The sequence below is a fragment of the Bradyrhizobium sp. CB3481 genome (assembly GCF_029714305.1).
Classification (GTDB): domain Bacteria; phylum Pseudomonadota; class Alphaproteobacteria; order Rhizobiales; family Xanthobacteraceae; genus Bradyrhizobium.
On the sequence record NZ_CP121647.1, the window covers coordinates 5,636,691 to 5,651,656 of the forward strand.

The 14,966-nt window shown below is 58.2% G+C and carries 15 protein-coding genes; 4 read left to right on the forward strand and 11 right to left on the reverse strand.

Going from position 1 to position 14,966, the window contains the following annotated elements; translation table 11 throughout:
• The first annotated feature begins 1,389 nt into the window (after nt 1–1,389).
• Genes QA643_RS27465 through QA643_RS27475 form a run of 3 tightly spaced genes read left to right on the forward strand, consistent with a single transcriptional unit; the run spans nt 1,390 to nt 4,244 of the window.
• Complete coding sequence (locus QA643_RS27465) at nt 1,390–2,079, forward strand: response regulator transcription factor (protein WP_283028866.1); 690 nt, start codon at nt 1,390–1,392, stop codon at nt 2,077–2,079.
• A 19-nt stretch (nt 2,080–2,098) separates the two neighbouring features.
• Nucleotides 2,099–3,568 carry a type II and III secretion system protein family protein gene (locus QA643_RS27470; protein WP_283028867.1) on the forward strand — a complete coding sequence of 490 codons (1,470 nt, stop codon included), beginning with the start codon at nt 2,099–2,101 and terminating at the stop codon, nt 3,566–3,568.
• Nucleotides 3,569–3,578: 10 nt separating this feature from the next.
• The gene (locus QA643_RS27475; protein ID WP_283028868.1) at nt 3,579–4,244 is read left to right on the forward strand and encodes a CpaD family pilus assembly lipoprotein; all 666 of its coding nucleotides are present in this window, start codon (nt 3,579–3,581) and stop codon (nt 4,242–4,244) included.
• Nucleotides 4,245–4,283: 39 nt separating this feature from the next.
• Here the strand turns inward: QA643_RS27475 and QA643_RS27480 are convergent, their stop codons facing one another.
• From QA643_RS27480 to QA643_RS27530, 11 genes are all read right to left on the reverse strand, one after another.
• On the reverse strand, nt 4,284–5,321 hold the full coding sequence (locus QA643_RS27480; RefSeq protein ID WP_283028869.1) for an EscU/YscU/HrcU family type III secretion system export apparatus switch protein: 1,038 nt from the start codon (nt 5,319–5,321) through the stop codon (nt 4,284–4,286).
• Nucleotides 5,318–6,139 (reverse strand): type III secretion system export apparatus subunit SctT, encoded by an 822-nt coding sequence (sctT, locus tag QA643_RS27485; RefSeq protein ID WP_283028870.1) that lies wholly within the window; start codon nt 6,137–6,139, stop codon nt 5,318–5,320. The genes QA643_RS27480 and sctT overlap by 4 nt, the downstream gene beginning before the upstream one ends.
• Nucleotides 6,140–6,424 carry a flagellar biosynthetic protein FliQ gene (locus QA643_RS27490; RefSeq protein WP_283028872.1) on the reverse strand — a complete coding sequence of 95 codons (285 nt, stop codon included), beginning with the start codon at nt 6,422–6,424 and terminating at the stop codon, nt 6,140–6,142.
• Between the two features lie 2 nt (nt 6,425–6,426).
• Nucleotides 6,427–7,095 carry a type III secretion system export apparatus subunit SctR gene (gene sctR, locus QA643_RS27495; RefSeq protein WP_283028873.1) on the reverse strand — a complete coding sequence of 223 codons (669 nt, stop codon included), beginning with the start codon at nt 7,093–7,095 and terminating at the stop codon, nt 6,427–6,429.
• Entirely contained in the window at nt 7,088–8,143 is a 1,056-nt protein-coding gene (gene sctQ / locus QA643_RS27500; RefSeq protein WP_283034949.1) for a type III secretion system cytoplasmic ring protein SctQ, read from the reverse strand. The genes sctR and sctQ overlap by 8 nt, the downstream gene beginning before the upstream one ends.
• Before the next feature lie 62 nt (nt 8,144–8,205).
• Nucleotides 8,206–8,637, reverse strand: coding sequence for a hypothetical protein (locus tag QA643_RS27505; RefSeq protein WP_349253231.1), 432 nt, complete (start codon nt 8,635–8,637; stop codon nt 8,206–8,208).
• Nucleotides 8,638–8,711: 74 nt separating this feature from the next.
• Complete coding sequence (gene sctN, locus QA643_RS27510) at nt 8,712–10,061, reverse strand: type III secretion system ATPase SctN (RefSeq protein ID WP_283028875.1); 1,350 nt, start codon at nt 10,059–10,061, stop codon at nt 8,712–8,714.
• A gap of 11 nt (nt 10,062–10,072) precedes the next feature.
• Nucleotides 10,073–10,678: a type III secretion system stator protein SctL gene (gene sctL, locus QA643_RS27515; RefSeq protein ID WP_283028876.1), complete on the reverse strand. Its 606-nt coding sequence runs from the start codon at nt 10,676–10,678 to the stop codon at nt 10,073–10,075.
• Complete coding sequence (locus tag QA643_RS27520) at nt 10,668–11,123, reverse strand: nodulation protein NolU (protein WP_349253232.1); 456 nt, start codon at nt 11,121–11,123, stop codon at nt 10,668–10,670. The genes sctL and QA643_RS27520 overlap by 11 nt, the downstream gene beginning before the upstream one ends.
• A 193-nt stretch (nt 11,124–11,316) precedes the next feature.
• Nucleotides 11,317–12,180 (reverse strand): type III secretion inner membrane ring lipoprotein SctJ, encoded by an 864-nt coding sequence (sctJ, locus tag QA643_RS27525; RefSeq protein WP_283028878.1) that lies wholly within the window; start codon nt 12,178–12,180, stop codon nt 11,317–11,319.
• Between the two features lie 8 nt (nt 12,181–12,188).
• Entirely contained in the window at nt 12,189–12,713 is a 525-nt protein-coding gene (locus tag QA643_RS27530) for a nodulation protein NolB (protein ID WP_283028879.1), read from the reverse strand.
• Nucleotides 12,714–12,895: 182 nt separating this feature from the next.
• Here QA643_RS27530 and QA643_RS27535 point away from each other — a divergent pair, with 182 nt between their 5' ends.
• Nucleotides 12,896–13,594 carry a secretin N-terminal domain-containing protein gene (locus tag QA643_RS27535; RefSeq protein WP_283028880.1) on the forward strand — a complete coding sequence of 233 codons (699 nt, stop codon included), beginning with the start codon at nt 12,896–12,898 and terminating at the stop codon, nt 13,592–13,594.
• The last annotated feature ends 1,372 nt before the right edge of the window (nt 13,595–14,966 follow it).

The window sequence follows — 14,966 nt, forward strand, 5'->3', positions numbered from 1 at the left end:
CCTATGCGCGCCACCGGTCTGGTATCGGCGGCCGCAGTCTAGGCAAATGAAGCTGCACTACGCTCTGGCGCCAGCTTCGCGCCCGCGGCACGTCTTTCGCCAGACGTCGCTCACGCGCTCCGCGCCCGTCGTGCGGCGCGGCGGGATAAATCCGTTCCGCGCCTTGTTAGGCCAGGCGGCCTCGATCTGTGCGTTATCCAGATGAACAGTCGATCCGCAATCGCTCGATCTTCTGCGTTCCGAGCCTTCACAATGCACGTCAGAGTGCCGTTCCGCTCCTACCTTCTCTTGACGTTTGTGATGGGTGAGGTTCGCGATCTCGTCGAAGACCAGCTTGTGTCTTGGTTGACTTCGCTCGTGACGAAGACCATGCGCGCGAGACCCCGTACGTCGTCCTTTCGTCCATTCGCCGCTTGGATACGTTCCATCACATTAATCGATTTTGCCGATCTTACCTGAAGGCCCTATAACCAATCACCGACCTTGGAAGCAGCATTCAGGACTCTCGTGTGACAATCGATTCTCTCTTCAGTCACTTGCTGGCCCATTCGACCTGGGCGACCACGTGCCTTCACCAACATGGATTCCCATGGTTCCGATCGGGCCAGACGGCTCAATAGAGTCCGATTGCGAATGACAACGTCTGATTCGGATCGACCGATCGCGCTGTCGATGACATCACCCATCGCCTGAAAGCACGCCAAGAATGACCGACTCATTCCGCATTTCGGGATCGTTGGCGTTTTGCATGTCTATCACCCGCTAGCGAGAGGAGTTCTCTCTAGCCGCAAGGCGCACCGGTCGTTTCGTCTCGCATAGCGGCCCCTGGGGTGATTGGCTAGCCGCGGGGCGTGATCTGCCTTCAAACGTGAAACACTTGCATTTGTCGTGACTTGGCGAGGCCACAAGATCCACGGCATAGCAAGACCGGCCACGGATTAAGGTCAGTTGGGGAGCTTCAAATGTCGATCTCGCAAGTCTATTCAGCTACAAATCCAGCCATTCTCTCCTACGCTCTGGTTCCGATTCCGTGTTCTGGCGATGTCGGTACGGCCCTCGTCGGGTCGGTGACTGCAAGCATCGCTACGAGTGGCGGGCAGTTGGACCGTGGGTGCTGCGATGCCCTTCGATCCAATGAACGATTTCGGCCTTTCCCCGGACGCGGCATGTCGAGCTTCGCTGAAGACGCGCGCGGCGCCTATCCGCCGCTCACAGTCGCCAATCGGTTGATGATGGATCCGCTGGGATTGATCGTCGGCCGCCGTGCTCTCCTTCGTCCGTCGCGGCCTGGGACATTTGTGCCGAACCGGGCGCTTCTCGGTTTCGTCGGCCCTTGTGGTCGACCGTCAAGCGCTCAGGTTTTGACGTGGATTGACGAGAGGCAATGAAATGCGAACGCTACTGGTTGATCATGACGCGGACCTTGCGCGCGCTGCGCAAGGAGCGCTCTCGGATTGCGGTTTCGCCGTTGATGTGGCACGCACTCTGGATGAGGCGGCGACCGCTCTGGGCTACGCCAACTATGATATTCTCCTGCTTGAGTTGGCCCTACCGGATGGAAACGGCTTGGACTGGCTGAAGCGGTTGAGACGCGACGGACATTTGATGCCTGCCATCATGATGAGCAGCCTCAATGATCTCGGTAGGCGGATCGCCATTTTCGACGGTGGCGCAGACGATTTTCTGCCTAAGCCCGTGTCTACTGATGAACTCATCGCTCGGATGCGAGCCATTCTGAGGCGATCAACGCAAATGACAGCCCCCCTCGTTGCGTTTGGTAATCTAAAGTTCGATCCGATCGCCCGCCAAGTTTCAGTTGGTGGTCGGCCGCTAAGGATTGCGCGCCGCGAAGTGTGCATTCTTGAGCATCTGCTCAGACGCGCAGGCCGCGCCGTGCCACGCGCGTCGCTGGAGGATAGCCTGTATGCGTTTGACAATGAGGTCTCTACCAATGCGCTTGAAGTCGCAATCTATCGCCTGCGCGGTCATTTGAATCAGTCGGGTGCAACGCTACGGATCAAGACCGCACGCGGTATCGGCTATATCCTTGAATTGAATAGCGCGGCATCGGCCGCTTAGTCGATCAAACTTGAAAGCAATGACTACCTTGAAGATCGCTCTTGATAGTGAGGGTGGCAGCGATCGACGCTCGATTGTCGCTAGCGCCCTGTGGTCTGCCATCTATCCTTCCCTCTCCCACCTCCTATGCGCGCTTGCTTTGCTATCACCACTGACTGCCGCAGCTCAGACGACGCGGGATGCTAAAGAGGGGCCACCGCGTGCGGCTCCTAGCAGCATCAATGGGACGCTGGAGCTTTCCTCCTCGCGCGGCCAGACAATTCATCTGCCCGCGCCGGCCGCGAGCATCTTTGTTGCCGACCCAACGATCGCGGATTATCAGGCGCCGTCAAACACGACCATCTTCGTCTTTGGCAAGAAGTCCGGACGGACCAGCCTGTTCGCTTTGAACGACAATGGGGAAGCTCTGGCCGAGTTGCGTGTTGTCGTCACGCAACCGCTCGAGGATCTGCGTGCCATGCTGAAGGCCCAGGTCGGCGACTATCCCATCCAAGTCAGCTATACCCCCCGCGGCGCGATCCTTAGCGGTACGGCTCCCAATGCCGATATCGTCGCCACTGCTGTGAGGGTCACAGAGCAGTTTCTCGGTCCGGGTGCGCTGGTCGTGAATAAAATTCAGGTCGCCGGGTCGTTACAGGTCAATCTGAGCGTGCGTGTAGCGGAGGTCTCCCGCAGCGCCATGAAGGAGCTCGGCATCAACCTCTCCGCTTTGGGCCAGAATGGCACTTTCTTTTTTAGCAGCGGCAAAGGTGCTGGTTCCGGCACGGCTAGCGGTGGCGGGAGGGCAGGTATCGGCTTCAGCGCTGGCAATATCAACGTGGGCGCTGTTCTCGACGCGCTCGCCAGCGAGCACCTCGCTTCCGTACTGGCTGAACCGAACCTCACCGCAATGTCCGGTGAGTCCGCGAGCTTCCTGGCCGGCGGCGAGTTTCCAATTCCGGTCACGCAGGACAACCGACAGGTTTCAATCCAATTTCGTCATTTTGGAGTGAGCCTCGAGTTCGTCCCGACCGTTCTTAACAACAATCAAATCAATGTTCGCGTGAAGCCTGAGGTCAGCGAGATTTCGAAGGAAGGTGAGGTCAGGATGAACGGTATGGCCGTGCCTGCCCTCTCTACGAGGCGTGCGGAGACTGTTATCGAGCTTGGGAGCGGACAAAGCTTTGCAATAGGCGGGCTAATCAGGCGTAACTTCAACACGGACGTCAGTACCTTTCCTTGGTTAGGCGACGTGCCCATTCTTGGCGCGCTGTTTCGCTCTTCGTCCTTTCAAAAGCAGGAGACGGAGCTCGTTATTATTGTCACGCCTTACATCGTCCGGCCAGCATCGAACCCGAACCGAATGAGCGTCCCCACCGGCCGCATCGGACCGCCCTCAGATATGGGGCGCACTTTGACGAACACATTGGCAAGTCCGCCACGAGGCCGCGCTGCTCCGCGCACCAGTGTACCAGGTGTGACAGGCGGCGCCGGTTTCATTATGGAATGAGGATCGTCGAATGATTTTACGAGCCCTGCCCCATCTGTTCGTTCTGATGGCGAGCCTAGGCGGCTGCACAAGCACTGCTCCGATCAACACGGGGCCGGCTGAGCAAGCAACCATAGTGCAGCAGCAGAACAGTGTATTCGTGCTGCAGAGCCTTCGTGGCCTCGAGCGGGATCGACTGAGGGATTTCATTGCCGGCGCCAGTCGCGGTCGGTTTGATGCGCTCCATGTCGATATCACCGGCTCGCCCCGGCTCGCCGCGCAGGTAGCCAGCGAGGCACGCGCAATGGGCGTCGCCCCTTACAACATCCGCCTGTTCGGCCCCCACATCCACCCGCCTGTCGGCTTCGCGGTGCGAATCGAGGCCATTGTCTATGAAGCACGTCCTGCTATCTGTCCATCGCTTTCTATCATTGGTCCTTCAGTTAACGATAATTCGTTTGACCAGACGCTTGGCTGCTCAATCCGCAACAATCTGGCAGTCATGGTCAACGATCCAGGCGACCTGCTGGACAATAGAGCTGTCATGGCAACAAAAGGTGATCGTGCCGCTATTCCTGTTGCTACGTATGGGTCCATGGGGCGGCGCAACAAGAGCGATTTGGAAGATGGAATTGGCAACAGGGCGTCGCCAGAAGCCGGGTCAACGGCGGCGAGGAATATGCAGTCACCTCGATAGTGCGCGTCGGATGGCACATCATTGCTGCCATAAGCAATCCTAGACCAGGCCGGCGGAATAGAGTGCTCTCGCAACCCCTTCAAAGCACTTCGCAGGAACGGCGTTGCCCATGATGGCATTGCGGATGAGCTGACGCGCCAGGACTGGGTCCTGGACAATGCTGAGGCGCAGCAACTGCGCCTCAGCAAGCAGTCGTGAGGCCAGCTCGCCCTCACCACGGCAAACCACGATCGGCACGCCGGTTTCGGCACGAACGTAGCGCAGGCCAATCAAGATCGCCTGTCCTGTCACTATCAATGTGGCGCGGTGCACGCCAAGCGGAGGCTCGTTCGCCGTCTGCTGACGAAGGCGCCGGTGTTCTCGTTTGACCTGCGGATTGCCCTGCTGTTCCTTGGACTCGCGCTTGGCCTCGGTCTCTGTCATGCGCATGTCCTGCAAAAATAACCAGCGCTGGATAAGGAGATCGATCAATCCGGCGATCAGAAAAGCACCGGCAGCAATTTCTGTCAGCAATTTGATCTCAGTGAACACTGAACTGAGACACCCCATACCGCAGGCTGGCAAGTACACCAGCCCCTTCCAACTCGCGATAACCGTGAGTAGAAAGCTTGCGCCGAGAAAGCACACCTTAAGAAGCGACTTCGAGAGTTCAATGAGCGACCGTTTAGACGCAATTCGCTTGAGCCCCTTCATCGGATCCAAGTTCTCGAATTTCGGCCTTAAGGGCTCGAAAGAGACGGTTAATCCACCATTTGCCAGGACTCCCGCTAGAATACCAGCGGCAACACCGGCCCCGAGGAATGGACCAACGGAGGCAAAAAACAGTTCGGTCAAGCCGCCCAGCGCCTGCTGAACCGCGCTAGTGAACGGCTGATCCTGCAGTTTGTCGATTAGCCGTACCGTTTCATGCCACTTGGTCTCAATGACGCCCGCTCTTAACCACAGGCAGCCGAAACCGGCGCAAACGCTGGCTGCGCTGACCAAATCGGCGCTGCGCGGACTCTGTCCTTTCTTACGCGCATCTTTTAGCTTCTTGGGAGTGGGAGGGAGCTTCTTCTCTTCGCTCGAGCCACTCATTTAAGGAGTTTCTCGAATAACTGGAGCACGGTGTTGGACTGACTGATCTCCGATCCCATATATTCGACAAGGAAGGTGGCGTAACTTACCATGATGATGCCATACGCCAGATTCTTAATAGTGGGAGAGACATCGTTCAGTTTGATTTTCGGCGCAAACCGCCCGAGTATTATGACCGATACATCGAGCAGCAGCAGGAATGCTAACACGGGGCCAGAGACCAGTAGCGTCGTATGCATGATTTGACCGAGGAGCCCCAGAACTGCCATTGCGCCTTGCATCGTCAAACTGGGCATCAGCCGATACACGGGCCAGATCAGATAGCTGCCATAAAGGCCCGTGATCACACTCTCCAATCCCCCGGCTAGAACGAAAACCGCAATCGCAGTGATACCGAGTAAAACCGCTGTCGCCGAAGCTTGGCCGCGCGTGGCGGGATCATCGGAAGCAACAGGGTTCGTAATCCCCCGTTGGGTATCGATGATCTCACCCACTGCCTGAATGCTCCATAGCGGAATACTGAGTAAAAACCCGATGAGCAGGCCGACGAACACCTCCTTCAAACCGAGGAGCGTGATACTGATCAGCCGTGAGCCCTGATCCAGCAACTGCAAGCCGTGCCTGATCTGCAACAGGCATGGCAGCCCCATCGCAAAAGTCACGCAGCCGCGGATCAGTCCGCTAATGCGCGGCCGCGTAAATACAGGAAGGACCAGCATAATGCCAAGGGCGCGGGCTGCCGCGAGCCCGGCTGCAAGCACGAGTTCGATCGCCTCCTGGATCAGCGTTTGGATCTCGGTGGGTGACGCGAGGTTCATCTAACGTCGGCTAATACTTGCAGTCATTGCGGGAAAGTCGGTAAACGCCTGCTCTGCTTCCTTGATCAGCGCGGCGCTGAGCACAGGAGAGAATAGAGCGATCACCGCGACAACGACCAGAAGCTTCACAGTAAGTGGCAAGGTTTGATCCTGAAGCTGCGTCGCCGCCTGGATGATGCCGACGACCAAGCCAACAACGACCGCCGCGATGAGCGGTGGCAGAACCCAGATCATGAAGAGCATAAGCGACCGGCTCATGTGAGTGAGAATGCTCGCCTCATCCATACTCAGCCTCCCGGCGGTGTTGTGTAACTGAGCACCAGCCCGTGCATGAGCCGCGACCAGCCGTCGATTGAGACGAATAGAAATAGCTTAAAAGGCACTGATATCACCGTTGGCGAAACCATGGACATACCCATGGCCATCAAGATGGTCGTTACAATCAAATCGATGGTTATAAAGGGCAGATAGAGAAGAAAACCAATTTCGAAGCCACGCTTGAGTTCTGAAATCAGAAAAGATGGCACCAGGATGACCAGGTCATCCGCGGTCACGTTGCCGCGCATGTCCTCGGGCCAGACCTGTTCGGTTGAAGCCAAGAAGAACCGGCGCTGCTCGTCAACGGTGAACTTCTTGAGATACTCGCGCAGTGGCTCCTGCCCCTCCTTTGCGACGCTCACCCAATCATCGACCGTTTGGTAACGGAGGTGTGGCGCGGAAATGCGATTATAGGTCTGTTCAATCAGCGGCGCGCTAATGAAAACCGTCAGGATCAGTGCCGCGCCATATAAAACCAGGTTCGGCGGAATAGATTGAGTCCCGAGCGCGTTGCGAACGAGGAAGAGCACGACGGATACCTTTATGAACGCTGTGCTTGTTACGACAAAGAACGCCAGCAGGCCAAGGCCAGCTGTGAGCGCAAGGAGTCCAAGAATTCCCGGTTGAATGTCAGTCATTGACCGCCAACTTGCCCCGCAACCGGATGCCGAGCTCCTCGCCGATGCGTACGATGTCCCCCCGGCCGATACGGCGGCCATTGGCAAGGATATCAACCGTTCCGTCGAATGGCCGGCCAAGTTCGAATACATGTCCTTCGTTGATATTTCTCAAGGCTCCGAGTGCGACAGTCCAGCGGCCGCATTCGAAAATAACTGTGATCTCGATGTTGTCGAGATCGCTTTCAGAGGGCGGCCGGGGTTTTTCGGATTGGGTCATCATATGTACACACTCCAGGGGATGTGGTTGGTGGCGGAATGCCCCCCGCACAATCAAGCGATCCTCTGCAACATGTGCCGGGGCGCATAAAGGTCCCGCGTTGAGGATGGCTTGGCCGCGGGCGAAGTGTATTACGTCCGGCAATAGAGCGTCTCCTGCATTTGCCTTCCTTAGCAGCGCGACCGTAGCGCAGAGCGAGCCGATCTCTCCCTTAATGATGACAGGCAATTCTGGGGGAAGCTGGCGTTCCTCTCGCGGCAGCTGACTGACCAGTCCGAGTAATGCTCGAAAAGCGGATGGAACTGCACCATCGAGAGGTAAGAACAGGAACAGGCGCGCTTTACCCTTGAACGGGCCGTAGGTGATTTCGAGCTCCAGATAAGGACCCCGAGCCCTTGCTTCGCTCAAACAGATCAGCTGCAAGCTTTGTTGTGTCAGACTCTCTAGCTGATCGAGCAGCGGATCGAGTGCAAATTCGACGAGTAGCGAACGAGTTGGTTCGGAAGGTAGGCCAAGTCCGCTCTGCACCGTCGCGATCAGCCCTTGTACAAACGGATCTGGCAACGACAAAATGATCGTTTCATTTCCGATGGCCCAAACGCAGTCGAACATCGGTACGGCACACGGCTCCGGGTCCCAGACAAGCCGTTCCATCCGCACGAATAGGGACTTGTTGCTGAGACGGCTTTGCAGAGGCTTACGGGCAGCAGCGATCTCGTTGACCCAGGAGACGACAGCACGGGACAGGGTCAGCGCCGGTTTAAATCCCGATTGTTCGCCCGCCGGCATGGTCACAGGCCCATCTACAAGATGAGGCGCTTTCGCTAGCATAGGAGAGGAAGCCATCGGGTTCAGTCGCTAGCCGTGTGGGTACGCGAACCACTGCGATACCTAAGCAAAACCTCATCATCGGCCTCTATCTCGGCTTCCGCCTCCGATTGGGCATCACTCGCGCGCTGAACGTCGCCTTCAATTTGCTGCCATTTGTGACTAGCCGCCGAACACTTGGTCAAAATGGTCCGCGCCTCGAAGACCGCCGTCTCGGCCTGCTCTTGAGCGGCGCACGCTTCCTCAAGCGTTCGGCGTGCTCCTGCGAGCTCAGCCTTGAGACGTTCAGTGACGATGTGACAGCGACGATCGAGCTCTTCGACAGATAGCGAATCAAACAATGCCAGCTCTCGGTAAAGCTCCACTTCGAGCGCTGCTCGATTTTTCTCGGCCGTTGCAAGATGCTGGACAGCTTGTTCCACCGCTTGGACCGCGATGCGGCGCTTGACCTCCATGTTGGATACCTCACGAAGGGCGCTCCGCTGTCTCGTATCCTTCACTAGCCGTAATTTAGAGGCATGGACGCGATTCACGCGGTCAGACCTGACATCCATGTGACCGTCTCCTCAAAGCCTGACACCTCGTCTCCGCTCTGACGCAGGAATTTCCGCAACTCCTCGATCGAATTGATCGCCCGGTCTGTCAGAGGATCACTGCCTTGCTTATATTCGCCAACCTTCACCAAGAACTCGGCCTCGGTGTAGCGCGAGAGCAGATCACGGAAGAAGGAAGCCGCCTTGCGATGCGACGCAGAGACGACCGCGTTCATCACTCGGCTGCGGCTTGACAACACGTCAATGGCGGGAAAATGCTCGCGCGCTGCCAAAAGGCGTGAGAGAACAACGTGACCATCAAGAATGCCTCGCGACTCTTCGGCAATTGGATCACCCGAGCCGTCGCCTTCGACAAGCACGGTATAGAAGGCCGTGATTGAGCCCCGCTCTCCCATGCCGGCACGCTCCAACAGGCCAGGAAGCATCGCAAAAACGGACGGCGGAAAGCCGCGCCGCGTCGGCGGCTCTCCTGCCGCAAGGCCGATTTCGCGCATGGCGCGGCTAAAGCGGGTTAACGAGTCCATCATCAGGACAACGCGAAGTCCTTCATCACGAAAATATTCGGCGAGTGATGTGGCCATGTGAGCACATTGCGCTCGTTCCATTGCCGAGCGGTCGGAGGTCTCAACGACAACGACGGTGCGGCGAAGCGCTGCCTCACCAAGGTGCTGCTCGATGAATTCCCGCACTTCACGACCGCGCTCGCCGATCAACGCGACCACGGTGGCATCGGCAGCCGCGCCTTTTACGATCTGCGACAGGAGCGTCGACTTACCGCACCCTGGGTCTCCGTAGATGCCGATGCGCTGCCCCTCGCCACATGTCAGAAGCCCATCCAAGACACGGACGCCGAGTGGGAATGGTCGCTCGATACCGCGCCTTGTCATTGGGTTGGGAGCCTTACCGCGCAGCGGACGAGTTTGAACGGCGTTGATTGGACCCTTTCCATCGATCGGACGGCCGAAGCTGTCGATCACTCGGCCAAGCAAATCGGGGCCGACCGAAACTTCATGCATTCGCCCGGTCGCGACCACTTCTGCTCGGCTGGATAAGCCCGCCATGTCACCAATAGGAGTGAGCAATACTCCATCTTGCAATAGGCCGATCACCTCGGCCTCGAGCGCCCATCCGGTGCGGGGATCCTGCAACCGGCAAAGCTCCCCTATACGCGCCTCTGGCAGGACGGCATGGAGCAAGGTGCCTACCGCCCGTGTGATCCGCCCTCGTACAGCACGCGTGTCTATCTGCTTTGCTGTAGATTTCAGAGACGATAGCGCGGCGTGCAGATTCCTCTCTCCGGCCCTATTGATCGCTGATGTGGTCATGGTTCCTCTTTCTAAGGCAAACCCAGGCCAAGGCGCAGAGCCCGGAGCTGCGCGGCAACTCCAAGGTCGACATTGCCAAATTCGCTCCACAACACGCACTGCTCCGTCGTTAGAGCCGGATCCGGATCAATCCGCACCTTCGGCCGGCCCTCCTGTCCATCGCAGGCGGCGAACTCGCGCGCCAGCGCATCGGCTTTCAGAGGAGAGACGTGAAGGCACACTTCCGCGCTACCATATTTTTGCTCGACCGCATGACGAACGGTCCACACCAACATATCGCCAGGATCAAATGCGCCCAGCAGATCGCTCACGATCTCCATGACGAGGTGCGGCAACTCCTGTTCCAGAATGGCTTTTCGCTGCGCGATTTCGGAAGCGGCCTGCGCAATCAGCCGAGACATTTCCTCGGCGCCGCTCTTGAAGCCATCCGCACGGCCGCGCGCTCGCTCCCGCTCATAAGCTGTTCGTCCCCAGCGGCGAACGCGTTGCAGATGCCGCTCGGCAGCCGCGCGCGCTTCTACGGCATCGCACCAGATCCCGAGCTCGGCAGCCGGTATGACTGGCCCGAGCGGACGCATCTGGGGGGCCACCGGCAGCGCTGGGTCATCAGCCGTCATGCCGTGGCGCCTCCCTGGACAGATGGGCTATTATCAGGGAAAGCAATGGCCTCGCGGCATTGCGGTGTTCGGCCGCTGGATTCTCGGCAGCAGTGCCCATGGGCAAGCGTAGCAGCACGCGCGCGCGGTCAAGTGCCGGGGCTTCGTCGAGCCAGGCACCCAGGCAAGCATGGCCATCGTGTTCAATCTTTTGCGAAAGTTGCTCCGGATCAGCAGTAGCGGTGATTGCGACCGCGCTCGCCAAATTCCGGATACCGAAAGCGTGCGCTTCTGCCCCGATGCGTCCGAGCAGAATTGCGAGATGTTGCTTTGAAACGAGCTTTAGGAGCGAGCGAGCATGCCAGATACTGCCGGCAAGCAAAGCAGCCCTACTCGGATCATGGCCGAGCAGAAGATCGTTTCCCCAGTTACTGCTGTCGGAGTCCATTTCATTACCGAGCAGCATTTCGGCTAGTCTTACCTGCAGCCTCGGGCTCTTCTGTAGCCGGACCAAAGTCTGAGCGGACAACCGCGCGTCAAGATAAGCAGCAAATCGGGTCAGATGGGTCGAGGCAGCAAGCTCGCGCAGGCCCTCAAAGGAGGATTCGGACCAAGTATGAGATTTGACGGATGGTAGCGATATGGGCATTTGCACACCCCTATGCCTTCTCGGAGGCTATCTTTTTACCGGGAGCTTGGATAGCGGACGTGTTCGAACGGATGCCCAGCCTGGCTAGCGCGTGCGACGGCTGGGCGTGCTGACGCATACGAGAGCCCAGGAATAAGTAACATAGAAGGCCCAGCGCCGCGCCGGCCACACCGATACCGGCCGCAAGTAGCGGGGCTGAAGTGGATTTGGTCGACTGAGCGGACGCGGCTGGCGGGACCGGCTGTTCAAGCGGAGCCCGCTCAACCGGTACAAAGACCACCGACACCTTGTCATAGGACAGACCCTCGATGCTGTTGGCGACCAGCAGCTTGATCTGCGGTAGCAGGACCGAGAGCTTTGCGTTGGAGTTATGTCGAATGAACACCGACGCTGAGGACGGCGTTGTGTCCTTGCGCAAAAGATCATTTTTCGGCAAAACGACGTGGACACGCGCAGATATGACGCCATCGATATCGCTAATCGTGCGCGACAATTCTTCGCTCAGGGCGTAAACGTAGCGGGCCCGCTCCTCAGTCGGCGAAGCAACCAGGCCCGATCCTTTGAACACCTCGCCTAGGTTCTTGAAAGGCGGGCGGGGCAGCCCTTCCAGATTTAGCAGCTCGATCGAAAAGGCTAGCTGCCTCTCCTCGACTTGGATCGTGCTTGTCCCGTCCTTGGCAGTAACACGGATCGCATCGACGCCCCTGCTAAGCAGGAGCGCGAGCATCTCATTGGCCTCGCGCTCCTGCACTTTCGTGTAAAGATCGGCCTTGCAGCCAATCAGGAGGAGGAGAAGCGGCAGCACGGCAATAACACACAACCACTGACCTGATAGGCGGGCATGGCCGCTTTGTCCGTAGATAGAACCAGTCATCAACGAACTCAGCCGGCCGATAGCAATTTGTTCAAAGATGAGCTGACGGCGCTGGTACTCTTCGATACGAGCGAAACCTCGACGACACCTTTGTAAACGTCCTGCAGACTCGCAACCAGCGTGTCGAAGTCGAGCACCCCTTCCGGCTTGCCCGCGGGGCTCGTCCCGACTAGCTGCGACCGCGAAAGCGGCTGAGCGGCCGGCCTAGGTTGAGCGGTCTTCGAAATAGCGGCCACACCACCGCCCGTTGCCGAAGGAACGGGATTGCTCCGATGCATCGAAGAGAGCGCCTGGAGCACGCGCTCGCCAGGCGGGATCGCCTGCACCGTTGCACGCTGAACCTCCGACACCGCAGGAACGGACGCTGCCCTATCTGCGACTGAGGAGGCAGCGTCTAATGTCGAAGCGACATGCAGAAGAGTTTGCTGAAACTGGCTCTGCTCGCCGATGGCCGCTGGCTGGTACAGCCCGGACAGACCTTCGGCAGGGTTCAGAGAGATCTTTGTAGCGCCTAGCATGATCGAAGCTGTCATTGGTTTGGCGCCGATGAGACACGCCGTCGTTAAGAATTGAATTGATCGGTCCACACCGTAGAGAGGCGAGCTGACCGCAAGCTGACGAACACGAGAGCCATAAGCCCTTTTAAAGATCACGTTTTGGCTTCCAATTTGGGGCGAAGTGTTAATAGTTGTGCTCAGGCCGAAGGGACTTGGGAATGCTAAGCCGACGCACGATCGTGAAGATTTTAAACCGAGTTGCGGGCGCAGGAGTTTTCCTTTCAACCGGGATCGTCACGGCGTTTGGTGCTCCGCTCGCGCTGCCTTCGGCACCTTATAGCTACACGGTTCTGGATCAGGACCTGTCGGCCGCACTGCTGGAATTCGGCAACAACCTCAATATCAGGGTGAACGTCAGCACCGAGGTGAAGGGCCGGATTCGCGGGCGCATGCCAGATCTGCCACCGCGCGAGTTCCTCGACCGTTTGACCAGTCTCTACAATCTTCAATGGTACTACGACGGGCTCGTGCTGTATGTATCTGCTGCAAACGAGGCGCAAAGTCGTCTGCTTTTGTTGAAGCCGATCAGCTTCGATGCATTCAAAGCGGCCCTCGACGCGCTCAACATCTCCGACGAGCGCTATGTTGTGAGACCGGCACCGGGAGATGGCCTCGTCCTTGTTTCTGGTCCACCACGCTTCATCGCGCTCGTGGACCAAACGCTCAACGGCCTGGTGGCGGAGGCGCAGGCGCGGCCACACACCACCGCCGAGAAGCAGCCGCGGGAATCGGTACTGAAGTTGTTTCGTGGCTCCTCGGCCACGGTCATTCGTGATGGACGACCGGAAGGCTCCTATTCTTCCGACGTGCCGCAACGGGACAGCGTCGTGCGCGAGCCGGGGCAAGGCGAGAGATGACACTGAAAATGCGCGGCAGCTTCCGGCGACAATTCGGCTAATTGTAATCCTTCTGACGCTCGTCAGCTCCTCGAAAGCTAACTCTCCTGCCGCCTACGGCTGAGCTGGTGCCGAATCTAGATGTCCGCTCGGCGGATTAAGAGGCTATATTCTCAAAAGGAGAGGAGAGCTGTATGGATTTCAACCCAATCGACGGAGTCGGGTCGCCCTGGTCCCCAGGGTCCAACGCCTCGACTTAAGCGGATCATGATCTATTTAGTCGATTCATGAATGAAGCCGAGCCATCATCGTCTGCCCGCCTGAGGAGACGGTACATGATTTCTTATGGGCCGTACCGAGTTGTTCAGCTATGAGGATAGAGACGAACGCGCGGTCCTCTGCCGGTTGCTTGCCGGCCCTATAGGGACACCTCCGATGAGAATATGCATTGGGCGGTCCGCGGATGGCCAGGCTTCATCCATGTGCCCAACATGGGAGTGATAGTTGAACGAACGTCGCGAGGCCCGGCCCCAGCTCGGCCGTGTAGGGCTCACGTTGAGTGAGAAACGTGTGATTGGGACGAAGTGGGTCGGCAGAAGCCCTATCTTATCAAGTATGTCGATCAAGACGTCCGAGGCCCGTCGGGAGTGTTTCCAGTCCGAGTCGACAAGAGCCCCGATGCCGTACCTCGTGATGGATCGGCAATAATGGGTCGACACTGCTCTCCTCTTGACGATACAGGCCCTGCGCAAGTCTGTGGAGTTACGCTCCAGGGTATGGGCGGCGGAGGTTTCAGCGAGAACGAACCAAGCCTGATTCTGTAAGGCTCGCTATCGAAGCTGACGAGTGTCACAAGGAGCTAATGGCGACCGTATTGGTTTCCTCCGGAGGGTGCGGCGCCGGTCGTCTGCTGAAGAAAAGCTGGTGATGGTCGAAGACAAGGAGCCGCTCTGACCTGGAAAACCGCTTTGGAGTGAAACGGCACCGCTTCCGTGATACTTGGCTTTCATCTTCCGTGCCACCGATGCAAGCTTTCGGACTTTGCAGCTGAAAAGCTTGCAATTTTGATCGCGGCCTCGACCTGAGCGTAGACCTTTTTCCAATCGTTCGTTTCGATGTGCGGGTAGTCTGTGTATATCGACGCGCGCCGTTTCCATGCTTAGCCTTCGGCGCGGATCGCGCGAGCCTCCCTTTGATTGAGGCGGCGGACGCGGCGGCCGGGAGCTCGCTCCTTCCAGCTATCAGGCGGGTTCCGCGCTTCAGCATCTTCCGAGCGCCTCAGCCCAGGCCGACGCTCCCTCTTGGCGGCCACTGCCGAGAGCTGCCGTCCTGCAGGAGCTATTCTGATCAAACAGGCTTTTCGGTGGCGCCCTACTAGCGTCCACCGAGACCG